This window comes from Paracoccus homiensis (genome assembly GCF_900111675.1).
Taxonomy (GTDB): Bacteria; Pseudomonadota; Alphaproteobacteria; order Rhodobacterales; family Rhodobacteraceae; genus Paracoccus; species Paracoccus homiensis.
Window position 1 is genome coordinate 1 of the sequence record NZ_FOHO01000011.1, and the last position, 23,547, is coordinate 23,547.

A 23,547-nucleotide genomic window follows, 5' to 3' on the forward strand; every position below is an offset into this window, starting at 1 on the left:
GCCGGATCATTTTTTTCCGAGCGCCTCCTTCAGCAGGTCGTTCTGCATGCTGACGTCGGCGTACATGCGCTTCAGCCGCCGGTTCTCCTCGGCCATCGCCTTCATCTCGCTGATGAGGCTGGCGTCCATGCCGCCATACTTCGCCCGCCACTTGTACAGCGTGGCGCTGCTCATCCCGTGCTCGCGGCACAGCTCGGCGGCGGGCACACCGCCCTCCATCTGCCGCAGCACGCCCATGATCCGGGCCTCGGTGAATCGTGTCTTCTTCATCGGAATCTCCTCGTTCATCCTGCCGAGAAAATTCTACTTCCGCATCCCCTTAAGATCGGGGGAGATTACCGAACAAGCTGTTGATGGACGAGACGACCGCTCCTGGCCGTGGACCGACGAAGACGGGCTACCTCTGGGCTCTGGCATACGATGGCTGCTCATGGGGCGGGGGGGGGACGATCCCCCCGGTGTGGTCTTCGCTTATGCGCCTGACCGTGCGGACGAGAACGCAGAGCACATCCTGCAGGGCTTTGACGGCATCCTGCAGCTGGATGGCTATAGCGGCTACGACCGCCTGACGCGGCCGTCCCGGACAGGCGGCGCGCCGATCACTGTCGCCCATTGCTGGGCGCATGCCCGACGCAAGCTGAAGAAGATCTTCTATCGCGACGGATCCGGGATCGCCGCCGCAGGTCTGCGCCGGATTGCCGAGCTTTACCGGATCGAGGCTGAGATCCGCGGCATCTGCCCGGACCATCGGCTGTCGGCCCGCCAGGCGCGCACGGCGCCGCTGGTCGCGGCCTCCGGCGAATGGCTGCAGGCGCAATGCTGGCGCTTATCGATGAAGTCGCGTCTCGGTGAAAAGCTGGCATATATCCACCGCCACTGGGATGGGCTGCAGACCTTCCTGCGCGATGGCCGTGTCGAGATCGACTCAAATAATGCCAAGAACCTGATCCGACCGACTGCCCCGACCAGAAAGAATGCACTCTTCGCCGGCCATGACGAGGGCGGTCGATCCTGGGCGCGCATCGCCTCCCTGATCGCCACCGCAAAAATCAATGGCATTGAGCCCCTTGCTTACCTAGGGTCAGGATGCATTGATTTTGGTCGCACGGCGTGATTCACGGCTCCGTTTTCCAGGCCGTGAATCATGCTGTTCCCGCAAAATCAATGTATCCTGACCCAAATGTCCGGGGTCTGGCGCATGGCCGATGGACAGCCATTGCCATCTCAGGGTCTTTCGGCCCTGCCTTTCAGTCGTTCAAGTACCGCATCCGGTGACGGTTTTGCAGGGTCATGGTCGCGTCGCGAATTTCGGATTCCAGACGGGGGGCGTCCCAACCCAGCACCTCGGCGCAGATTTCCGCGATCTGCCGTAGATTGCGTTTGGTCAGCCGACCCGTCACCGCAAGGGCGGTCCGCCGCATCAGAATGTCGGTCAGGTGTCGCACCTGACCTTCGCGGATCACCCAGGCCAGCTCTTGCCGGGAATAGTCCGGGGCATCAATGACGGGTTCGGGTGCGCCGTCCTCCTGTGCCAAGATATCCTTTGCAAAGCTGCCATAGCGTGACAGCAGCATCCCGGCGCGGTCGGGCGCGGCGCTTGCCTGCCCAACCCATGCATCGGGATCCGAAGGATAGTCGCGTCCGCCGCCGATGGGCAGATGCTGCGTGCTGTGCCGGCGCGGCTTGTCCAGCCGGGCCAGCAGCAGATCGGCAACCTCTTCGGCAAAGCCGCGAAAGGTGGTCCATTTTCCACCGACCAGCGACAGGATCGGCCATTGCCTGTCTCCATGCGGTTCGGCCACCGGGGCCGAGTGATCGCGACTGATCAGGCCGGGCGCGGTGCCATCGCTGGCCGGCAAGGGACGGATGCCTGAATAGGCATAGACGATCTGGTCGCGGTCGAAATGCAGCCCCGGCAACAGCCCGCGCAGGGCGGCGATGAAATAGTCGATTTCATCTTCCTCACACCGGACCTCATCGGGATCGTCGGCGCGGATATCCGTCGATCCGACCAGCGCGCGTCCCAGATAATCAAAGACCAGGCAGATGCGCCCGTCATCGGCCTCGAAATAGATCATCCGCCCCTTCAGGGCATCAAGAAGGGCGGGATGATCCAGCAGGATATGCGAACCTTTAGTGCCTCCGATCAGCTTTGAGGGGGCGCCCAGCTGATCATTCACGCGGTCAATCCACGGGCCCGCCGCATTCACCACGATCTGCGGCCGCACGCAAACCGGGCCGCCCGGCGACTGCAGCGTCACGATCTGGCCGTCGGTGCCGGTGATGCTGGTATAGTTCATCGCCTGACAATCCGGGTTGGCCCGCATCCCGTCAGCCAGCAATTCCCAGACCAGACGCTCGGGCTGGGTGACGGTGGCATCGTAATACTGGCCTGCGGCCACGATCCGGGGCGTCAGCGGTGGTATCTCGCGCAAGGCGCGCTTGCGCGACCACAGTTGATGGCGCGGCATGACCCGATGGCGACGACCATAGAAATCATAGATCGACAGGCCCATCTTCATCAGCACGGCACCCCGGCTGCGCGGCGCCGTGGTCGAGCCAAACAGCGTGCGCAGCGCGGGCATGATCCCTTTCAGCCAGGAAAAGATCGGGATCACCGTCGGCAAGGGCCGCACCAGATGCGGCGCATTTCGCAGCAACAGGTTCCGTTCAAGCGAGGATTGCGCGACAAGGCCCAGTTCGCCCGTCTCAAGATATTTGATGCCGCCATGGATCAATCGTGACGGGGCCGAGGATGTTCCGCCGCCGAAATCGCCCTTGTCGCTGATGATGCAGGTGACACCCTGTTCGCACAGGTCGCGAAACAGACCCGCGCCATTGATCCCCGCACCAAGGATCAGCACATCGATATCACGGGGCGCGGTCATTCTGCCAACCTTTCGATTCGCGGCCATAGCGGGGCCAGGGCACGGGTCAGTTCATTGAATACGTCATAGCGGGTCTGCATATCCGCAGCGCGGGCAGGGTCGGGGCGATAGGTCCGGGTCAGGGCGGCCATGTCGCGCGGATCGGCACAGGGATCGGCAAGGACCCCGATTGCGGCACCGGCACACAAGGCCGCGCCCCAGGCGGCGGCTTCGTCCGTATCGCTGACACTGACCGGCATGTTCAGCGCATCGGCAAACAATTGCGCAAATAGCGGGCTTCGCGAAATCCCCCCGGTCAGCCGGGCCGTCTGCGGATCGAAACCGTCGCGCAGCGCATCGACATGGGCGCGATGATTGAATGCGATGCCCTCGATCACGGCCCGCAGCATATCACCTCGATCCTGCCAGCCACGCAGCCCCAGAAAGGCGCCGCTAGCGGTCGGACCCAAAGGCGATCCGAACAGATAGGGATGAAAGATCGCACTTGACGGTCGCGCCATCGCGGCCTCGATTTCTATCGTGATCTCGGCGTGAAAGGCGCGGCCCTCTGCCTCGGCTGCACGACGCTCGACGCCGCATAGGTTGTCCAGAAACCAGTCGTAATTCGCCGCCGAGGCGGGCGAAATCGCCATGCTGTTCCATTCGCCGCGCCGCAGCCCGTTTCGACAGAACCAACGGGGATCGACCTTGGGCTGATCGCAAACGGTTTCATTGATGGAATAGGTTCCGGCAACGATTGCGACCACGCCCTTGCCATAGCCCCCTGCCCCAAGCGCCGAGGCGGTCACATCATGCAGACCACCAGCCACCGGCGTGCCGGCGACCAGACCCGTCGCTGATGCGGCGGCCTTGCTGATCCGGCCCGCGATGGCGTCGGGGCCAAGGATGCGGGGCAGCTTGCCAGACAGGTCCGGCAGACCGAAGATGGCCGGGATGTCGGCGGCATAGTCCTGGGTCTGGACATCGGTGAACGAGGTGCTGGCTTCGGTCAGGTCGGTGGCCACCTGATCGGTCAGGCAGAAGCGCAGCCAATCCTTGCAGGCCAGCACATGCGCGATTTGCCCAAAACGCGCAGGGTCCTGCGACTGCATCCATGCGAGCAACGCCGATGGCGCCGAGGCGTGGGGCATCTGCCCGGTCCGCGCCAAAGCCGTTGCGGCGGTCCCGTCCTGTTCCCATCGGGCGACGACGTCACCCGCCCGGCTGTCCAGCGACAGGATACCCGGCCCCAGCGGACGTTTCTGCCGATCCAGCAGATAGATCCCATCGCCATGCGCGGTCGCTGCTACGCAGGCAATATCCGATGCCGGGCGCGGACAGGCCTGAACCGCCTCGGCGATCGCGGCGGCGGTCTGGGTCCACAGGACGTCCATGTCCCGTTCGACATGGCGCGGCGCGGACATCAATTGCGGTACGCGCCGCCGCGCAAGCGACAGGACGCGCCCCCCCTCGTCAAAGATGACCGCCTTGGTGACGGTCAGCCCGTTATCGATTCCCAAAAGCAAAGGCATGGCGTCGTCCTTGATCGTCAGGCGGTCGTGCCGTCGGGGCGGGCCACGACGACATTGATGCCCTGCGACCGCATCCGCCGGGTCAGGGCCGCTGGCGTGCCGTCATCGACGATGATCATGTCGAAATCGCCCAGTGGCGCCATCGCATGAAGGGCGCGTCGTTCGAATTTCGTATGATCGGCCAACAGGATACGGGTGCGCGCGCTGGCGAACATGGCGCGCTTGGTTTCGACCGTGTCGGGGGATTGGTGGAACACGGTCCCGTCGGTGATCGCCGAAAGCGAGATAAAGGCCGTGTCCGCGCGCAGGCTGCGGATTTCCTGCGTTGTGACATGGCCCATGAAAGCATTGCACCACTGATGAAACTGCCCGCCCAGACCCAGCAAGGTCAGATCGCGGATATCTTTCAGCGCATTCATCATCATCAGCGAATTGGTGATGACGGTCAGCGGTACCTTGGCGCCCAGATGCGGCACCATGCGGGCAACCGTCGTGGAATCGTCCAGAAAGACCGCCTGCCCCGGTTCGATATACTGCGCGGCAATCGCCGCGATGGCGGTTTTTTCGGCACCCTGGCGGGTTTCTCGATAAGCATCGCTGGATTCGATCAGGCTGGTCGGCGCGGCAGACACGACCCCGCGCGTCTTGCGCAGCAGGCCGCGGGCGACCAGCTCGTCCAGATCGCGATGGGCGGTCATCAGGCTGATGCCGAAACGCTCGACCAGATCCTCGATCCGCATCGTCCCCTCGGCCATCACCGCCTCGGCGATCAATTGGCGACGGGCGATCTGCCGCGCCTGACGACTGTCCGAGGGCAGGTCGTCTGCGACCAGTCGCTCGATCTGGTCAGGGCGGGGGGTATTTGCTTTGACATCGGTCATGGCGCGTTCCTGTCCTGCCATCGGCGGCGGCTGGCCGTCGGTCCAAACCGACCCGGCAGGAAAAGGGGGCGCCAAAGAACGCGCCCCCTGTGGTCGATCACTGTTCCAGCACGAAGGCTGCGGTGTAGTTTTCGACATTGTCCTTGGTGATCAGCAGGCAATCGAACAGCTGCTTTTCACTGTCGGCGCCGGTTTCGCCGGTCTTGATGAAATTGTCGGCCTGACGAACGGCCTCTTCGGCGAAGACGGCAACGGGCTGCAGGACGGTATACTGCATCTCGCCCGCCTTCACGGCTTCGACCGCATCGGGCGATCCGTCAAAACCGCCGACCTTGACCTGATCCAGCTTGCCCGCCTCTTTCAGCGCAGCGATAGCCCCCAGCGCCATCTCGTCATTGCCCGAGATCACGCCGATCACATCGGGATTGGCCTGCAGCAGCGACTGCGCCTTTTGATAACCTTGGGTACGATCCCAGTTGGCAACCTCTTGCCCGGCCTTTTCCAGATCCGGATATTGGGTCAGAACAGTCTCGTAGCCATTCGAGCGGGTCTGCGCATTGTTGTCGGCGGGGTTGCCGAACAATTCGACATATTTGCCGCTGTCACCGACGGCCTCGACCCATGCCTGCGCACCCAGCGCCGCGCCCTGGGCGTTGTTCGACACAAGCTGAGCCTTGGCCAGACCCTCCTGGTTGATTTCGGCATTGACCAGGAATACCGGGATGCCGGCATCCACGGCCTTCTTGACCGCGCCGACCGATCCGTCCGCATTCGCCGGATCGAGGATGATGGCGACGGATTTGTTGGTGATCGCGGTATCGACCAGCGTGCTTTCGCTGTTGGTGTCGCCCTTGTGGGCCGCGACATTCGCATCATAGCCCAGTTCTTCGGCGGTGGCCTTGGCGACCTCGCCCTCGGTGAACCAATAGGGGTTCGCCGGGTCGTTGACGATGATCGAGATCAGGCCTTCGGCCTGGGCGGCACTGGCCATCAAAGGCGCGGTGGCAACTGCGGCCAGAAGCAGGCGGCGCGTCATCTTCATCATTTCTCTTCTCTCCCTTGGTTGATGGTTCGACCCCGACGGGGCCGTCTTTCCACCCGGCTGGCTTGGCAATGCGCCGGGCGGGGAAGGTCAGCGACGGATCAGCCCTTGCGGCCACCCCGCCCGTATTGAAGCGAGTTCAACAGCACGGCCAGCACGATCACCGCGCCGGTAAAGACGGTCTGCCAGTAGGACGACACCCCGATGATCACCAGCCCGTCGGACAGAAAGCCGATGACGAAGGCACCCAGCATCGTGCCGCGCATCGTGCCGCGCCCGCCGGTCAGGGCGGCGCCACCGATGACCACCGCCGCGATCGCGGTCAGCTCATAGGTCACACCGGCGGTGGGGCCGGCCGATGTCAGCTGCGAGGCCAGCACCAGACCGGCCACCGCGGACAGCATCCCCGACAGCGTATAGACGGTGATCTTCACGCGCCGGGTCGGCACGCCGGACAGTTCGGCCGCGCGTTCATTGCCGCCCGAGGCATAAAGCCAACGCCCGAAGGATGATCGCGACAGCATCAGTCCGCCGATGATCGCCAGCACCGCCAGCACGATGACCGAAATCGGCACCCCCGCGATGCGGTTGAAGCCCAGCCAGTCGAAGCCGGTATTGCCCAGTTCGGGGCGGCCCGACAGGTTGTTATAGGTCAGCCCGTTCGTCATCAGCAGCGCAACCCCGCGCGCCACATACATGACGCCCAGTGTCGCAACGAAAGCCGGGACCTTGAACACCGATATCAGCACCCCGTTCACCGCGCCAACCAGCGCACCCAGAACGCAGGTCAGGACCACCACGGCCCAGACGGGCGGATACAGGATGACGCCCATCGCCTCGATCTGAAGACCCTGCATCATCGCGCCCGCGCTGACCCCGGCCAGCGCCAGGATCGAGCCGACAGACAGGTCGATGCCCCCGTTCAGGATCACCAGCAGCATCCCGATGGCCAGAATGCCATAGATCGCCACATGGCTGGACATGATCAGCAGGTTGCTGACGGTCAGGTAATTCGGGGACAGCAGCGAAAAGACGACAATGATCGCGATCAGCGCGAAAAAGGCCCGGCCTTCCAGCAGCAGCCGGCCGATGCTGAAATCTGCCTTCTTCTTGCCATTCGCGGCGGCGGTGGTCGTAGCGGCGGACATGGATTTCTTCCTCTCACTCTCGCCCATCAGGCGGCCACGGACTCGCCCGAGGCGGCCATGATCTTTTCCTTGGTGACGGTGGAATCGAACTCGGCCGAGATGCGGCCCTTGTGCATGACGATGATCCGATGCGCGATCGACAGGCATTCACTGACTTCAGAGGTCGAATAGATGACCGCAAGCCCCTGCCTGGCCTCTTCGGACAGCAGGCGGAACACCTCGGCCTTGGCACCGATATCGATCCCGCGCGAAGGTTCGTCCAACATGATGACACGCGGCTTCGTAGCCAGCATCTTGCCGATGACGACCTTCTGCTGATTGCCGCCCGACAGCGACCCGATGGCGGCACCCGGCCCCGAGGTCTTGACCGTCACTTCGCGGATGCTGTTGTCGACCAGCTGACGCTCGGCCCGTCTTTGGGTGAACAGCCCCTTGGTAAAACTGGCAATCGAGGCCAGCGACAGGTTTTCGCCCACGCTCATCGTCTGGACAAGGCCGTCACGCTGACGATCCTCGGGGACCAGGGCAAGGCCGCGGGCGATACGCTCGGCGATGGACAGATGCGAGACTTCCTTGCCTTCAAGGACGATCTCGCCGGAACTGGCACGCAGCTTGCCCGCGCAGGTTTCCAGCAACTCGGTCCGTCCCGCGCCCATCAGGCCATAGATGCAGACGATCTCGCCCGCGCGGATATCCAGCGACAGCCCGTCGACCAGATTGAAGCCACCCGCCGGGTCCGGCACCGTCAGATCACGGATCGACAGCGCGGATTGCCCCAGCGCGGTGTCCGGCGGACTGCCCAGATCATAATTCTCGCCGACCATGTTGCGAACGATCCATTCCAGATCGATCTCGGCACGCGGCGCATAGGCCGTCATGTTGCCGTCACGCAGCACCACCGCATGATCGGTGATGGTCAGCGCCTCTTCCAGATGGTGCGAGATATAGACGATGCTGACACCCTTGGCCGTCAGGTCGCGAATGACCTTGAACAACACCTCGACCTCGCTGGCCGAAAGGGCGCTGGTCGGTTCGTCCATGATCAGGATCCGGCTGTCGACCGACAGCGCGCGCGCGATTTCAACGATCTGCTGCTGACCAAGGCGCAGTTCCTCGACCGGGGTCAGCGGGTCGATATCCTCTTCAAGCTCTGCCATCAGCTTGCGGGTCTGACGCTCTTCCTCGGCGAAATTCACGCCGGTCGGACCCTTGATCTCGCGGCCCATGAAGATGTTGTCGCGCACCGACAGGTTCGGCGCCAGGCTAAGTTCCTGATGGATGATCGAGATGCCCTGCTCTCGCGCTTCGGTCGAGTTGTTGAAGGCGACGGGCTGACCATCAAGGATGATCTCGCCGCTGGTCGGCTGGATCACGCCCGACAGGATCTTCATCAGCGTCGATTTGCCCGCACCGTTTTCACCGAACAGCGTGGTGACCTGGCCGCGATGGATGTCGAAATTGACACCTTTCAGCGCATGGACCTGGCCATAGGATTTGGCGACGTTGCGGGCGGCCAGAACGACTTCGCGCGCATCGGGATCGCCCTCGGGCATCTCGCCCGCGATATTCACCGGCGCGCTCATTCGACGCTCAGCTCGACCGGGGTGATCATCCAGTTCTTGGGATTGATCAGGCGGAAGGCGCCGGTGACCGTCATGGTCTTGCCGGTCAGATCCGAATTGTCGATCGGGTCCAGAATGGCGGCTTTCATGGCCCGGTTGATGCCCGATCCGGCATCCTGATATTCGATCTGGTTCTTGAACTGACCGAATTCGATATCACCCGGCGCATCGCGCAGATCGGTGCCATTGACAGCGGGGCCGGTCTGGACGCGAACGGTAATGTCGTCGGGCACGCCCTCGGCTTGCAGCTTGTAGACGCCGGACTTGCCTTCACCGACGGTGCCGGTCACGGTCGTGAACATGATCGCCCCGGTCGAGGCGGGAACGCCATATTCCTCGGCGGCGGCATTCTTGTCGGCCAGAACCGCCGGGGCCAGCGTCGCGGCATCGACCGCACGGCTTTTCACCACCTCGGCGATCCGCGGAAATTCGGCCTGGCCATAACTGTCTGGCGAAAAGACCTGCGCGCGGACATCGGCATCCGACCCGATCTGCACGACCGTGGTGTCGATCGCCATGGCTGCCAGAACAACGATGGCGGCGCCGAAGCCGATATATAGGCCGCGGCGCGACGGAGCAGGCGCTTTCTGGGCGGGGGCGGACAGGGTGCTGCCTGATGTCATCTGCGAACCTCCGAGAATTGGAACGACCGCCGGCCACCCTGATTGCGGGCCGCGATCCCGACAAATGCGAGGCAGGTTCGCGAAGTGATGCGCATGATGTCCTCCCTCAACCCGGTCTCGTCGCCCGCTCTCCCCAGCTGACGTCGAAGCCGTGCCACCTGTGATAGAACAGTGATATAAACAGATCAAGAAAGAAAATCGTTCTTTGCCCGAGAGCGGGGCGATCTCACCGTCCCGGGCGACGAAGAATCGACGCTACTGCCCGCTTCGCTTCGGTAGAACCGTTGGCTGTGGCTGCCGGAGTATAGCGCGGCAATGGATCCGGAAATAGATATTTATCCTTCTATTAACAACGAACTGCCATGAATCATTCCGCTGCAACTATCCGCATCAGTGGCGACGTACCAGCGACATGCCAGATCAGTTGCGCGCCACAAACGCGCCCGATCGGGAGATGAAATTTATTTCCTCGCTGGCAATAAAATGCATTCATTATGTTAGAACTCTGCGATATAGATCATATGCGGCTCTCAGGCAGATCACCGCAAGGGAGGGGTGGCATGACCGGCACAGGCAACGGATCGGAATCAGCGACAAATTTCTGTCAGGCATCTGATCTTATTGTTGGAATCGATGCCGGAACCTCGGTCATCAAGGCCGTGGCCTTCACGCTGCGTGGGCGTCAGGTCGCCGCTGCCTCGGTGCCGAATCGCTATCATACGGGCCATGACGGCAGCGCGACGCAATCGTTGTCGCAGACCTGGGCCGACTGTTCGGCGGCGCTGCGCGGTCTGACCGAAAAGGTGCCTGATCTGGCGAAACGCACCGCCGCTTTGTCTGTGACCGCGCAAGGGGATGGCACCTGGCTGGTCGGGCCAGACGGGCCGGTTGATGATGCCTGGCTGTGGCTTGATGCCCGTGCCGCCTTGACGGTGCGCCGCCTTGCCGCGGCCCCGCAGAACCGTGCGCGGTTCGAAGCGACAGGCACCGGCCTGAACACCTGCCAACAGGGCAGTCAGATGGCGCATATGGACGCCCATTTTCCTGAACTGCTGAACAGGACCGAGGTTGCGCTGCACTGCAAGGACTGGCTTTATCTGAACCTTACCGGGGTCCGCGCGACCGACCCCTCGGAAGCCAGCTTTACTTTCGGCAATTTCCGGGACCGCGCCTATGATGAAAGCGTCATCGAGGCGCTTGGCCTGACCCATCGCCGCAAGCTGTTGCCCGAAATCATCGAAGGTGCCAAGGTCACGCATCCGCTGACGCCCGAGGCGGCGGCACAAACCGGTCTGCTGGCGGGAACGCCCGTCAGTCTTGGCTATGTCGATATGGTGATGACCGCGCTTGGCGCGGGCGTCTATGACGGGGCGTACGGCGATATCGCCTGTTCGACCGTCGGCTCGACCGGAGTGCATCTTCGGGCCGTCGGCGCGGGTGATGTGCATCTGAACGCCGAAGGCACCGGATATGTGATCTGCCTGCCGATCCCCGGCATCGTGACACAGGTCCAGACCAATATGGCCGCGACGCTGAACCTGGACTGGGTTCTGAACATCGCCGCGGGGATCATGTCGGATATGGGCACCGCCGTCAGCCATCGTGACCTGATCGCCCATGTCGAGAACTGGTTGGCGCAATCGCAGCCCGGCCAGATCGTCTATCATCCCTATATTTCCGACGCGGGCGAGCGTGGCCCCTTTGTCAATGCCGACGCCCGAGCCGGATTCGCCGGGCTTTCCGCAGGGCATCGTTATCCCGATCTGGTCCGCGCCGTGGCCGAGGGCATCGGGATGGCGATGCGCGATTGCTATGCGGCGATGGGGCCCCTGCCCTCGGAACTGCGCCTGACCGGCGGTGCGGCAAGGTCGCAAGGTCTGCGCGGCATCCTGTCGGCCAGCCTGAACGCCCCGGTCCGCGTTTCCGACCGCGACGAAGCGGGCGCCGCCGGCGCGGCGATGATGGCGGCCGTGGCGATCGGCGCCTATCCCGACATGCAGTCCTGCATCGCCGAATGGGTGACGCCCCTGCTTGGCCCGGCCGAACCCCCGGATGCGGCACTGGTTTCCGCCTATGACCACCTGTTTCCCGCATTCACGGCGGCCCGCACCGCCCTGCCCCCGACCTGGGACGCCCTGTCCGCCGCCCGCGTGGCATCGACGAAAGGAATTCAGCAATGAGCAAAGACAGCGACATGATCGACCTGTTCGTGATCGGCGGCGGCATCAATGGCGCCGGGGTCGCGCGCGATGCGGCGGGGCGCGGATTGAAGGTCGTCCTGTGCGAAAAGGACGATCTGGCCGAGGGCACCTCGTCCCGGTCCGGCAAGCTGGTGCATGGCGGCTTGCGCTATCTGGAATATTACGAATTCCGGCTGGTCCGCGAGGCCCTGATCGAACGCGAGGTGCTGATGCGTGCCGCCCCGCATATCATCTGGCCGATGCGTTTCGTGCTGCCACACAGCCCGCAGGACCGGCCCGCCTGGCTGGTCCGGCTGGGGCTGTTTCTGTACGACCATCTTGGCGGGCGCAAGAAACTGCCCGGCACCCGTACGCTGGACCTGACCCGCGACCCCGAGGGCGCACCGCTGCTGGACCAATACACCAAAGGTTTCGAATACAGCGATTGCTGGGTGGACGACGCGCGGCTGGTGGTGCTGAATGCGGTGGACGCCGCCGAAAAGGGTGCCGAGGTTCTGACCCGCAGCCCCTGCATCTCGGCCCGCCGCGAGGATGGCGCATGGACCGTCCAGACGCGCAACGACATCACCGGCCAGACCCGGACGTTCCGTGCGCGCTGTCTGGTCAATTGTGCCGGCCCCTGGGTCACCGATTTCATCACCCGTGTCGCGGGTGCGAACTCGGCCCGGAACGTGCGGCTGGTCAAGGGCAGCCACATCATCGTTCCGAAATTCTGGCAGGGCAACAACGCCTATCTGGTGCAGAACCACGACAAGCGCGTGATCTTCATCAATCCCTATGAAGGCGACAAGGCGCTGATCGGCACCACCGACATCGCCTATGACGGCCGCGCCGAGGATGTGACCGCCGACGAGGCAGAAATCGAATATCTGCTGAGCGCCGTGAACCGGTATTTCAAGGAAAAGCTGCGGCGCGAGGATGTGCTGACGACGTTTTCCGGCGTTCGCCCGCTGTTCGACGACGGGCAGGGCAACCCCTCGGCGGTGACGCGCGACTATGTCTTCGATCTGGACCAGACCGGCGGTGCGCCGCTGCTGAACGTCTTTGGCGGCAAGATCACGACCTTCCGCGAACTGGCCGAGCGCGGGATGCACAAGCTTCGGGACATCTTTCCGCAGATGGGCGGCGACTGGACCGAAACCGCCCCGCTGCCGGGCGGTGAAATCGCCAATGCCGATTATGAAAGCTATGCCAACCTGCTGCGCGAATTGCATCCGTGGATGCCGCGCGATCTGGTTCACCATTACGGCCGGCTTTACGGGGCGCGGACAAAGGACGTGGTCGCAGGTGCGATGAACCTGGCCGATCTTGGCCGCCATTTCGGCGGACAGCTTTACGAGGCCGAGGCCCGCTATCTGGTCCGCAAGGAATGGGCGCTGCGCCCCGAAGACATCCTGTGGCGGCGGACCAAGCACTATCTGCACCTGTCGGCGTCGCAGCGGCAGGACTTTGTCGACTGGTTCAACACCTCGGATCTGGCCAAGGCAGCCTGAAGGACACCCCATGCCCCTGACCCTGTCGCTGAACACAAATCCGCTGGTCAATCGCTTTGCCGATCCCTGCGACCTGATCGACACCGTCGCCCGCGATCTGCGCATCCGCGACCTGCAACTGACCCATGAGTTCATCAACCCCTCATGGCCCGCGCCGGTCATCCGGCGGCTGACCCGGCAGATGGGTGCAGCGCTGCACCGCACCGGTGTGCGCGTGACCAGCGGCATGACCGGTCCCTATGGGCGGCTGAACCATTTCGGCCATCCCGACCGCGATGTGCGCCGCTACTATGTTGACTGGTTCAAGACCTTTGCGGATATCACCGCCGATCTGGGCGGCAGCAGCGTCGGCACGCAATTCGCGATCTTCACCTATCGCGACTATGACGACCAGGCCCGCCGCGAAGACCTGATCAAGATCGCCATCGATTGCTGGGCTGAAGTCGCCGAACATGCCAAGGGAGCCGGCCTTGAGTATGTGTTCTGGGAACCGATGAGCATCGGACGCGAATTCGGCGAGACGATCGCGGCCTGCATGGCACTGCAGGACCGGTTAAGCACGGCCGATATGGCCGTGCCGATGTGGATGATGGCCGATATCGACCATGGCGACGTCACCAGCGCCGATCCCGACGATTATGACCCCTATGCCTGGGCGCGCGCTGTGCCCAGGGTCAGCCCGATCATCCATATCAAGCAGTCGCTGATGGACAAGGGCGGCCACCGCCCCTTCACCGCCGAATTCAACGCGCGGGGCCGCATCCAGCCCGCCCCCCTGCTGGCGGCACTGGCCGAGGGTGGCGCCAAGGACAACGAGATCTGTCTTGAACTCAGCTTCAAGGAACGCGAACCGAATGACCGCGAGGTCATTCCGCAAATCGCCGAAAGCGTTGCCTTTTGGGCTCCGCATATCGACACGGGCGCCGACAAGCTGAATATCTGAAGAGGTCGCGGCAGGGATGCGCGATGACCTGAACGCCGACCAAAAGGAAATGCTGATGCCTGCGCGCGGACCCATCGACCCGGATCACAGCCTGGCCACGCGGGCAGCCTGGCTGCACTATATCGGCGGCCTGACACAGGCTGCCGTCGCGAAACGTCTGGGCCTGACATCCGTCAAGACGCATCGACTGATCGCCAGGGCGGTTGCCGAAGGGGTCGTCAAGGTCTCGATCGAGGGTGAGATCGTGGAATGCGCGATGCTGGAAGATCAGCTGTGCGCCAGATACGATCTGGACTATTGCGAAGTCGCCCCGGATCTGGGTGAACCCGGCCTGCCGCTGCGGGCATTGGGCATGGCCGGAGCAGCCTTCATGCGCCGCGAAATCGAGCGCGGCGCACATGCCATGATCGGGCTTGGCCATGGCCGCACCATGGCGGCCGCCGTGCAGCAGCTTCCCCGGATGGACGCCCGCAACGTCGCCTTCGTATCCCTGCTTGGCGGGCTGACGCGGCACTATACCGCCAACCCCCATGACGTGATGCATCGCATTGCCGAAAAGACCGGCGCGGCGGCCCATGTCCTGCCGGTGCCCTTCTTCGCAAATTCCGAGAAGGATCGAAAAGTCCTGCTGGCCCAGCCCGGAGTGCGCGAGATCATGGATCGGGCGAACAAGGCTGATCTAAAATTCGCGGGGCTTGGTCCGGCGGATGCGCGGGCGCAGCTTGTTGCCTCGGGCATGATCGAAGCCGATGAAATTGCCGAAATCAACGCGGCTGGCGGCGTCGGCGAATTCCTGGGCCATTTCTTCGACGCCCGTGGCCATGTCCTGGAAACACGCGTCGGTCGACGCACGCTCTCTGCGGATCTCGGCGGGCATCTGGTGGCGATCGCCGGTGGCACGGACAAACATCCGGCGATCCGCGCGGTGTTGAACAGCGGGCGCCTGTCCGGCCTGATCACCGACGAAGCCACGGCCCGCGCACTTCTGGCGTGACCTGCCTGTCGGCGGCGGGCCAAGGGGGCAGGCATGGCCCGGCCCGCCCCGGCCGTAACGGGTTCAGTAGCGCCCGGCCATTTCGGACAATGTAAGCGGACGGATCTTCGAGGCATTGCCCGCCGTGCCAAAGGCTTCAAAGCGGTTGCGACAAACCTCGGACATCAACGCCATCGCAGGCTTCAGGTATTTTCGTGGATCGAACTCTGACGGGTCCTCGGTCAGGGTCCGGCGGATCGCCGCAGTCATCGCAAGGCGGTTGTCGGTGTCGATATTGACCTTGCGCACGCCCGACTTGATGCCGCGCTGAATTTCTTCGACCGGAACGCCCCAGGTCGGCCGGATATCGCCCCCATAGGCATTGATGATCTTCTGCAGATCCTCGGGGACCGAACTGGAACCATGCATGACCAGATGCGTGTTCGGAATGCGCGCGTGGATCGCCTCGATCACATGCATAGCAAGGATCTGACCATCGGGCTTGCGCGTGAACTTGTAGGCGCCGTGGCTTGTCCCCATCGCGACAGCCAGCGCATCTACGCCGGTATCGGCCACAAAGCGCGCAGCCTCGTCGGGGTCGGTCAGCAGCTGATCTTCGGACAGTTTCTCGGTCGCGCCATGGCCGTCCTCCTGATCGCCCATCCCGGTTTCCAGACTGCCCAGAACGCCCAGCTCGCCTTCGACCGAGACGCCACAAGCATGGGCCATCTCGACCACGCGGGCGGTGATGTCGCGGTTATAGTCGTAGTCCGCGGGGGTCGCTCCATCGGCCTTCAGGCTGCCGTCCATCATGACGCTGGTAAAGCCGTTCTGGATCGCGGTCGCGCAGGTCGACAGGCCATTGCCGTGATCCAGATGCATGCAGACCGGGATCTCTGGAAAGGCACGGGCAAAGCCCTCGATCAACCCGGCCAGCACCAGATCATTGGCATAGGCGCGGGCGCCCCGGCTGGCCTGCAGGATCACCGGACTGTCGGTCGCCTGCGCGGCCTGCATCACCGCAAGTCCCTGTTCCATGTTGTTGATATTGAAGGCGGGGACCGCATAGCCATGCTCGGCGGCGTGGTCCAGAAGTTGGCGAAGCGTGATCATGGCCATGGCTGTTATCCTTGATGGTCGGCAAGATAGTCGAGGATCGTCGCGACCTCGTCCCGTGCGCCGAAGATGAGGGGGGTGAAATCGTGCAGTCCGGCGGGCTGTCGATCCAGGATCGGGCCGCGCCCATCGCTGGCCGCGCCGCCGGCCTGTTCGATCAGGAAGGCGATCGGGGCGCACTCATAGATCAGCCGCAGCCGACCGTCTTCATAGCCCGCGCGGGCATCCGCAGGATAAAGGAATGCGCCGCCCTTCAGCAGGATGCGATGCAATTCGCCCACGGCGGCGGCCAGCCAGCGCATGTTGAAGTCGCGACCGCGAGGACCGTCGGCACCGGCGCGCAGATCGCGCAGCCAGGCCCGCAACCCCGGCGACCAGTGGCGTTCGTTCGAGGCGTTGTAGGCGATGGTCGAGGCCGCAGGCTTCAGCAGTACATTTTCGCGCACCAGCCGGAATTCACCCGTTCCGGTATCAAAGCCCGCGATCTGGACGCCCTGCCCCACCGACCAGCCGAAATCCAGCGAATGTCCGAATGACGCATATCCCGCCGCCACGATGGCACGACCGCTGCGCAGAAACCCTTCCGGCGCGGCGGGCATGACCGAGAACAACATCCCCAACGGCGCGCCGATGCCGATACTGCCCGACCCGTCGATGGGATCGATCGCCACGTCGAACGCACCGGCATCGTTCAGGGCGATCACCTCGTCGGCCTCTTCCGACAGCACCTGCCGAACTCCCGCCACACGCAGCACTTGCAGCATGTGATGATGTGCCGCCACATCCAGTGCCTTCTGCTTGTCACCGCTGTCATTGACGCCCACGATCTCTTCAGGGTCTCCGTGCAAGCGCCCCGCGGCAAGACGCGTGGCCAAGGGCGGCAGGGCCTGCGCCAGGGCCAGCACGATGGCCTCCGGCCCGTCATGGGCCAGCACGTCGCGGATCGGGCGGCCCTGCGCGGGGCCGTCATTGGGCAAGGTCAGCATGGCGGTGATCCGGGGGCCTCAGCCCTTGTTGTATTTCGCATCGACCTCGTCGATGGCGTTCACGTTGCCGGCGGATTTGCCGGCGGCGTCGAAATTCATCGTCTCGGCCAGCCACGCGTCGGCGATGGTCTTGGCGACCTCGGCGCCGATCACGCGGGCGCCCATGGTGATGACCTGCGCGTTGTTTGACAGCGCGGCGCGTTCAGCCGAATAGGTGTCATGGGTCAGCGCGGCGCGGATGCCAGGCACCTTGTTGGCCGCAATGCAGACGCCGATACCGGTGCCGCAGACCAGAATCGCGCGATCATAGGTGCCGTCCAGAACCTGCGATGCGACGCGGTCCGACAGGTTTGCATAGAATGCGTCCGGGCCGGCATCGGTGCGGCTGATTTCGGACACCTCGTGCTTGTCCTTCAGGTAGTCGGCCAGAACCTTGGCCAGACCCTCGCCCGCGCTGTCACCTGCGATTGCCAGTTTCATATCGTCTCTCCTTCACAGTGTCGCGGCGCAGCGCGCCAGAATGTCCAGATAACCTTTGACCTTCCAGGCGGAGCGTCCGATGAACAGCCCGTCGATATGCGGGCATTGGATCAGTTCTTCGCAGTTCTCGGGATTGACCGAGCCGCCATAAAGGCAGGGAACCTTGTGCCCCAACACATTTTGCGCAACGGCAACAATCTCGGCCTGCCGCGCATCGGCATAATCGGCGCTGGCGGGAATTCCGTTCACGCCGATGGCCCAGACCGGTTCATAGGCCAGAAGGATCGGTGCCAGCTTCTGATCGCCGGACAGCCGCCCTAACGCGCCACGAACTTGCGCCTCCAGCACGTCCTGTGCGCGGCCCGCCTCGCGCTCGGCAAGGGTTTCGCCGATGCAGATCAGCGGGATCAGCCCGTGGCGCACCGCGGCCTCGGCTTTCAGACCGACCGTTTCGTCGGTTTCGCCGAAATGCTCGCGCCGTTCGCTGTGGCCCAGTTCAACGATGTCCAGGTTGCAATCGGTCAGCATCAGTGGGCTGATCTCGCCCGTCCAGGCGCCGTCATCGGCCCAGTGCATGTTCTGGGCGCCGACCTTGACGCTGGTCTGTGCCAGCATCGCCTTGACCTCGCGCATGGCCGTGAAGGGCGGAATGACAAAGCGCTGGATGCGGTCGTCGCGATCGGCATCGGCGGCGGCCAGCCCTTCGGCAAAGATCCGGGCCTCGGCCAGGGTCTTGTTCATTTTCCAGCTGGTGCCGATCCAGAAGCTCATGTCGTCAATCCTTAGTTCGTGGGGGCCTTGGCGACGGTCAAGGCGATGCCGGCGCGATCCAGCGCCGCGCGGTCTTCGGCCGCGGGCGGTGCGTCGGTGATGATGGCGTCGAATTCCGACAGGTCGGCCAGCACATGCAGCGCCGGACGCCCGAAGCGCAGATGGTTGACCAGAAGGACGCGCCGCTCAGCCCCCTCGATCATGGCGCGCTTGGCGCGTACCACCGGCTCGTCCATATGAAAGGCCTGCAGCCCTGACAGCGCCGGGGTCGAGATGAAGGCGATATCAGCCCGCAGGCCTGCCAACGCCTGTTCGGTCACCAGACCGAAATATCCATTGAACTTTGCACTGAAGACCCCGCCAAGCGCGATCAAGGTGACCCGCGGCGCGTCTTTCAGGTGATCCAGAACCGCCGCATTATTCGTGATCACCGTAAGCGGTGCCTTGTCGGCCAGCCGTGCACCCAGAAGCGAGGCCATGGACCCATCGTTGATCATCACGGTCATGCCCGGTTCAACCAGTTCCATCGCCGCGCGCGCCATTCGCGACTTGGCTGCGCTATCCTGAAGCTCGCGCACGCGAAAATCACTTTCGAATTGGGTACCAGTCTCGATCGTCGCGCCGCCACGAACCTTGCGCAGCAGCCCGGCCTGTTCCAGATCATCCAGATCGCGATGGATGGTCATCTTGGAAACGGCAAAGCGATCGGCCAGATCATCCAGATCGACCGCCCGATCCTCGACCAGGATATCCATGATCGCTTGGCGGCGCTCGTCGCGCTTCATACCCCCTCCTCCAGAGAAGACCCCGAGTCGTCTCTGGGCTGTTTGTAACATCGGGCGCGGCTAACGCAACATAATTTCTGTTACTTTGTGATGTTAATTGTTAAGATATTGCGTCCGCTGACACCTGCCCAATCATGTTGCCGTCATCGATTTCCTGGCCAAAGCCCTTTTCCCGTCTGCCTTTCAGAAGGTTTCGGGGTGCCTGGCGGCGCTTCGTGAACGCGCCGCGGATCCGGATGTCGGCTACCTGAGGTGCAGGGTGGCAACATGACAGCGGCCCATGCCGAAATCCATATCCGCACAGCCATCAGGAAGCGCGCTTGGTCCGCGCTGCGCTAGACGGCGCGCAGCGCGGGCAGGCCGACGCCCGTCGCCTCGAACCCGCCATCTGCGGCCAGCACCTGCCCGGTCACATAGGACGCCCGTTCGCTGCACAGAAACGCAATCGCCTGCGCGATTTCATCTTCGCGGCCATAGCGGTTCAGGGGAATTGCATCGTGATAGGCCGCGCGGATTTCGGGGCTGTGGACCGCCAGCGCCAGCTTGGTATCGACCGGACCGGGGGCAACACAATTGGCGCGGATGCCCTGCTGGCCCAGCTCGGCCGCCTGCTGACGGGTCAGGTGGATCACCGCCGCCTTCGATGTGCCATAAGCCACCCGCAAGGTGCTGGCCCGCAGCCCGGAAATAGAGGCGATGTTCACGATCGCACCCCCGGTCCGGGCCAGATGCGGGATCGCCGCCTGCGAACACAGGAACACACCATCCAGATTGACCGACATGATCCGTCGCCAGATCGCCAGATCGGTTTCACCCATCGGACGGAAATCGGCGACGCCCGCATTGTTGACCAAAGCGTCGATGCCCCCAGACCAAGCGACGGCCTGATCGACCATCGCCGCCACCTGATCGGGGTCCGACACATCGCAGGGCACGGCAAGCGCATCGTCCCAGCCCTGTGCCACAAGGGCCAGTTCGTCGCTGTCAATATCAGCCAGCACCACGCGCCAGCCCTGCCCTGACATCAGCCGCGCCGTGGCCAGTCCGATACCGCGTGCGGCCCCCGTGATGATTGCGGTTTTCTTCGTCATGACATTCCCCCTTGCCCGCCCGGGGCTATTTCAACCAGTGAACCATCCACAATGACATGTCTGGGAAAGCCGCGATGACCCCCAGGCCCAGAAGCGTGGCAATCAGGAAGGGCAAGGCCCCGCGCGCAACACGCTCGATCGAGATATTCGTCACGTTCGCGGCGACGAACAGGTTCACCCCGACAGGCGGCGTGATCAGGCCGATGGCCAGGTTGATCATGACCACAACACCGAACCAGACAGGATCCCAGCCCAGCTCATGCATGACGGGCAGCACGATGGGCAGCGTGATGAACATCACGGTGATCGCGTCCATGAACATGCCCGCGATCAGCAGGATCAACATGATGATCAGCAGAATCACCCATTGGTTGTCGCTGATCTGCAAAAGCCCCGTCGAATAGGTGCCCACCAGATCCTCGACCGTGATGACCCAGCCGAACAGGCCCGCATAGGCGACGATCAGCATGACCGTGGCCGATGATCCCGCGGCCTCGGCCAGCGTGTTGTAAAGCGCGGCCAGTGTCAGGCTGCGATAAATCAGCCCGCCGACCAGCAGCGCATAGACGGTAGCGACCAGCGCGGCCTCGGTCGGGGTGAAGATGCCCGAATAGATACCCCCAAGGATCACCACCGGCGTCAGCAGCCCCCAGAAGCTGTCGCGAAAGCTGCGCCACAGGCGGGTGCCATAGGGCAACCCGGCATTCGGGGCAGGCAACAGTCGGTCCAGCGTCCCGCCCGCGCCTTTGGGCGCGATGAACGGCAGAACCGCCAGCATCGTCAGGCCCATGAACAGCCCCGGAACGATCGCCGCGATGAACAGCTGCGAGATCGAGACCTCGGCAATGACGCCGAACAGCACCAACCCGATCGACGGCGGAATGACGATGGAAAGCGCCGCGCCTGCACAGACAAGGCCCGCGGCATGTGCGCGGGAATAGCCGTCTTCCTCCATGCCTTTGATGATCATCGGCCCGATGGCTGCGACCGATGCCGGGCCAGATCCGCTGACCGCGCCCCAGAACAGGCAGACGACCGTGCCGACGACACCCATCCCGCCGGGCAACCCGCCCACAAGCACGCGAAAGAACCGGATCATCCGTTCGGCGATGCCGGTACTGCCCATCAATGCGCCCGCAAGGATGAAGAAGGGGATCGCCAGCAATGAATAACGTGCCACCCCTGCCGTGATCAGATCGCCCGCCAGATCCAGCCCGAAGCCCATTCGCCACATCGCGTAAAGCGCCGACAGGCCAAGCGAGAACGCCACCGGCACGCGCAGCGCCAACAGCAGGAAGAACAGCACGATCATCTGCGTGCCGGGTCCGATCTCAATCATGCTCCGCCTCCGCCAGCCGGTATTCTTCAACCGCGTTCTGCACGAAGCGCAGCGCGATCAGCAGAAAGGCGAAAGGCAGTGCCGCCTGATAGTACCAGGCCGGAATGCCAAGCGCATAGGATGTCAGTCCGTTGTCATAAAGCGTCCGCAGCGACATCCATGCCAGCCAGGCCGAGCCGATCAGCAACCCCACCGACAAGATCCCGGATACCACGATCACCGCCCGTGCCAGCCTGCGGGGCAGCATCATCACCACCGCCGTCACCGCCAGATGCTGACCATGACGCGCCGCGATGGCCGCGCCAAAGACGGTCAGCAGCAGAAAGCCGTTGGTCAGCAGTTCCTCGGATGACGCCAGCGAGTAATTGGTGGCATAGCGCACAACCACATTGGCAAAGCCAAGCAGGGTCATGCCCATGAACAGAACGGCGCAAATCAACCGCTCGGCCTCGCGCGACAGGAAGGCTAGCATCGGCACCTCAAGGGACATGGGCAGGGGATGTGCTGCACCCCCCGCCTCTTGGTTACTTCACCTGCGCGATCGCATCCTGAAAGGACGAGACCAGCTCGGGCCCGACCTTTTCAGCCCATTGATCGAAGGCAGGCTGAGTGGCCTCGCGGAAGGCGGCCAGCTCTTCCGAGGTCGGTTCATACACCTCCATCCCATTGTCGCGCAGGAAGGCGATGCCGGTTTCGGTGCCTTCGCGGCTGATCTGACGTTGGTAATCCATCGCCTCGGCGGCGGTTTCGCGCATCATGGTCTGGGTTTCGGGGTCAAGCGCGTCGAATTTCGCCTTGGACATGCCCAGGAAGATGGGGTCGTAGGAGTAATGCCATGCGGTCAGGTATTTCTGCACTTCATAGACCTGCTGCGGGATGATCACCGCGCCGATGGGGTTTTCCTGACCATCCACCACACCCTGTTGCAGCGCGGTCATGGTTTCGGTCCACTGCATCTGCTGCGGATTGGCGCCAAGCGCGTTCATCACGTCGATATACATCGGCCCCGCGACGCGCATGTTCAGCCCCTTCATATCCTCGGGCGTCTTGACGGGCCGCGTGTTGTTCGTCACCTCGCGAAAGCCGTTTTCGCCCCAGGCCAGAACCTCGATCCCCTTGTCGCGCAGGATCTCGCGCAGCGCCTCGGCCGGGCCGCCATCTGCGGTCGTCGCATCGACCTGCTCATAGCTTTCATACATATATGGCAGTGAAAAAACCGCCATTTCCTGCACAAGAGGCGTCACGTTGATGGCCGAGGTCATCACGAAATCCAGCGCACCACGCCCGACCATATCAGCCTGCCGCATTTGATCGCCGCCTGCCAGCTGTGCATTGGGGAAAACACGCAATGTCATATCGCCATCGCTGCGTTCGGCCAGCAACTCGCCAAAGCGTTCGGCACCCTGATGCCAGGTCGTGCCATCGCCCGTGTTATGCGAAAGCCGCAACGTTTCCGCCATTGCCGCCCCGCCCCCAAGCGCGCCAACAAGTGCCGTGGCCAAAGCCAGCCGTCTCCATCCTGCCGTCTTCATCGCATCCTCCCTCATGAAACCGACCACCCTCCCGTGGCTTGGTTCATATCATGAAACTTTGTAAAGGCGTCATGCAAGAAAAAACTTGCATAAGGAAATGCATTTCTTCCATCATGCTTAGG

The 23,547-nt window shown here is 63.2% G+C and carries 21 protein-coding genes and 1 pseudogene; 5 read left to right on the forward strand and 17 right to left on the reverse strand.

Annotated features, from left to right (window positions below):
* Nucleotides 1-9: 9 nt before the first annotated feature.
* Nucleotides 10-270: pseudogene (locus BMX67_RS13810) on the reverse strand (transposase); the annotation flags it as partial.
* On the opposite strand from BMX67_RS13810, the gene tnpC reads away from it, so the two are divergent.
* Nucleotides 236-1,114, forward strand: a complete 879-nt coding sequence (gene tnpC / locus BMX67_RS13815) for an IS66 family transposase (RefSeq protein ID WP_245739458.1) — start codon at nucleotides 236-238, stop codon at nucleotides 1,112-1,114. The pseudogene BMX67_RS13810 and the gene tnpC sit on opposite strands and share 35 nt — an antisense overlap.
* Before the next feature lie 133 nt (nucleotides 1,115-1,247).
* Here tnpC and BMX67_RS13820 read toward each other — a convergent pair whose 3' ends face one another.
* The 7 genes from BMX67_RS13820 to BMX67_RS13850 all read right to left on the reverse strand — a co-directional run bounded on the left by BMX67_RS13820 (nucleotide 1,248) and on the right by BMX67_RS13850 (nucleotide 9,715).
* On the reverse strand, nucleotides 1,248-2,888 hold the full coding sequence (locus tag BMX67_RS13820; protein WP_217645859.1) for a glycerol-3-phosphate dehydrogenase/oxidase: 1,641 nt from the start codon (nucleotides 2,886-2,888) through the stop codon (nucleotides 1,248-1,250).
* Nucleotides 2,885-4,399: an FGGY-family carbohydrate kinase gene (locus BMX67_RS13825; protein WP_090736135.1), complete on the reverse strand. Its 1,515-nt coding sequence runs from the start codon at nucleotides 4,397-4,399 to the stop codon at nucleotides 2,885-2,887. Before BMX67_RS13825 ends, BMX67_RS13820 begins: the two co-directional genes overlap by 4 nt.
* 17 nt (nucleotides 4,400-4,416) lie before the next feature.
* Nucleotides 4,417-5,280: a DeoR/GlpR family DNA-binding transcription regulator gene (locus BMX67_RS13830; RefSeq protein WP_090736137.1), complete on the reverse strand. Its 864-nt coding sequence runs from the start codon at nucleotides 5,278-5,280 to the stop codon at nucleotides 4,417-4,419.
* 97 nt (nucleotides 5,281-5,377) lie between these two features.
* A complete protein-coding gene (locus tag BMX67_RS13835; RefSeq protein WP_090736140.1) occupies nucleotides 5,378-6,325 on the reverse strand; it encodes a D-ribose ABC transporter substrate-binding protein in 948 nt (315 codons plus the stop codon).
* Nucleotides 6,326-6,423: 98 nt separating this feature from the next.
* Entirely contained in the window at nucleotides 6,424-7,470 is a 1,047-nt protein-coding gene (locus BMX67_RS13840) for an ABC transporter permease (RefSeq protein WP_090736141.1), read from the reverse strand.
* A 26-nt stretch (nucleotides 7,471-7,496) separates the two neighbouring features.
* Entirely contained in the window at nucleotides 7,497-9,053 is a 1,557-nt protein-coding gene (locus tag BMX67_RS13845) for a sugar ABC transporter ATP-binding protein (RefSeq protein ID WP_245739459.1), read from the reverse strand.
* Nucleotides 9,050-9,715 carry a DUF2291 family protein gene (locus BMX67_RS13850; protein ID WP_090736142.1) on the reverse strand — a complete coding sequence of 222 codons (666 nt, stop codon included), beginning with the start codon at nucleotides 9,713-9,715 and terminating at the stop codon, nucleotides 9,050-9,052. Before BMX67_RS13850 ends, BMX67_RS13845 begins: the two co-directional genes overlap by 4 nt.
* Before the next feature lie 560 nt (nucleotides 9,716-10,275).
* On the opposite strand from BMX67_RS13850, the gene BMX67_RS13855 reads away from it, so the two are divergent.
* Genes BMX67_RS13855 through BMX67_RS13870 form a run of 4 tightly spaced genes read left to right on the forward strand, consistent with a single transcriptional unit; the run spans nucleotide 10,276 to nucleotide 15,346 of the window.
* The gene (locus BMX67_RS13855) at nucleotides 10,276-11,895 is read left to right on the forward strand and encodes an FGGY-family carbohydrate kinase (protein WP_090736144.1); all 1,620 of its coding nucleotides are present in this window, start codon (nucleotides 10,276-10,278) and stop codon (nucleotides 11,893-11,895) included.
* Complete coding sequence (locus BMX67_RS13860) at nucleotides 11,892-13,409, forward strand: glycerol-3-phosphate dehydrogenase (protein ID WP_090736149.1); 1,518 nt, start codon at nucleotides 11,892-11,894, stop codon at nucleotides 13,407-13,409. Before BMX67_RS13855 ends, BMX67_RS13860 begins: the two co-directional genes overlap by 4 nt.
* A 10-nt stretch (nucleotides 13,410-13,419) precedes the next feature.
* Entirely contained in the window at nucleotides 13,420-14,352 is a 933-nt protein-coding gene (locus tag BMX67_RS13865; protein ID WP_090736150.1) for a sugar phosphate isomerase/epimerase family protein, read from the forward strand.
* A 55-nt stretch (nucleotides 14,353-14,407) separates the two neighbouring features.
* Nucleotides 14,408-15,346, forward strand: coding sequence for a sugar-binding transcriptional regulator (locus tag BMX67_RS13870; RefSeq protein WP_090736379.1), 939 nt, complete (start codon nucleotides 14,408-14,410; stop codon nucleotides 15,344-15,346).
* 63 nt (nucleotides 15,347-15,409) lie between these two features.
* On the opposite strand, the gene fba is transcribed toward BMX67_RS13870, so the two are convergent.
* The 9 genes from fba to BMX67_RS13915 form a co-directional block, all read right to left on the reverse strand.
* Nucleotides 15,410-16,444 carry a class II fructose-bisphosphate aldolase gene (gene fba / locus BMX67_RS13875; protein WP_090736153.1) on the reverse strand — a complete coding sequence of 345 codons (1,035 nt, stop codon included), beginning with the start codon at nucleotides 16,442-16,444 and terminating at the stop codon, nucleotides 15,410-15,412.
* A gap of 5 nt (nucleotides 16,445-16,449) precedes the next feature.
* Entirely contained in the window at nucleotides 16,450-17,427 is a 978-nt protein-coding gene (locus tag BMX67_RS13880; protein WP_090736156.1) for a class 1 fructose-bisphosphatase, read from the reverse strand.
* Between the two features lie 18 nt (nucleotides 17,428-17,445).
* Entirely contained in the window at nucleotides 17,446-17,907 is a 462-nt protein-coding gene (derI, locus tag BMX67_RS13885; protein ID WP_090736165.1) for a D-erythrulose-4-phosphate isomerase, read from the reverse strand.
* A 12-nt stretch (nucleotides 17,908-17,919) separates the two neighbouring features.
* The gene (locus tag BMX67_RS13890) at nucleotides 17,920-18,678 is read right to left on the reverse strand and encodes a triose-phosphate isomerase (protein WP_090736168.1); all 759 of its coding nucleotides are present in this window, start codon (nucleotides 18,676-18,678) and stop codon (nucleotides 17,920-17,922) included.
* Between the two features lie 11 nt (nucleotides 18,679-18,689).
* Complete coding sequence (locus BMX67_RS13895; RefSeq protein WP_090736171.1) at nucleotides 18,690-19,463, reverse strand: DeoR/GlpR family DNA-binding transcription regulator; 774 nt, start codon at nucleotides 19,461-19,463, stop codon at nucleotides 18,690-18,692.
* Between the two features lie 335 nt (nucleotides 19,464-19,798).
* Nucleotides 19,799-20,554 (reverse strand): SDR family NAD(P)-dependent oxidoreductase, encoded by a 756-nt coding sequence (locus BMX67_RS13900; protein WP_090736187.1) that lies wholly within the window; start codon nucleotides 20,552-20,554, stop codon nucleotides 19,799-19,801.
* A 25-nt stretch (nucleotides 20,555-20,579) separates the two neighbouring features.
* Nucleotides 20,580-21,893 (reverse strand): TRAP transporter large permease, encoded by a 1,314-nt coding sequence (locus tag BMX67_RS13905; protein WP_090736190.1) that lies wholly within the window; start codon nucleotides 21,891-21,893, stop codon nucleotides 20,580-20,582.
* Nucleotides 21,886-22,365 carry a TRAP transporter small permease gene (locus BMX67_RS13910; RefSeq protein WP_090736382.1) on the reverse strand — a complete coding sequence of 160 codons (480 nt, stop codon included), beginning with the start codon at nucleotides 22,363-22,365 and terminating at the stop codon, nucleotides 21,886-21,888. The genes BMX67_RS13905 and BMX67_RS13910 overlap by 8 nt, the downstream gene beginning before the upstream one ends.
* Before the next feature lie 52 nt (nucleotides 22,366-22,417).
* Nucleotides 22,418-23,425, reverse strand: a complete 1,008-nt coding sequence (locus BMX67_RS13915) for a DctP family TRAP transporter solute-binding subunit (protein WP_090736193.1) — start codon at nucleotides 23,423-23,425, stop codon at nucleotides 22,418-22,420.
* Nucleotides 23,426-23,547 lie beyond the last annotated feature (122 nt).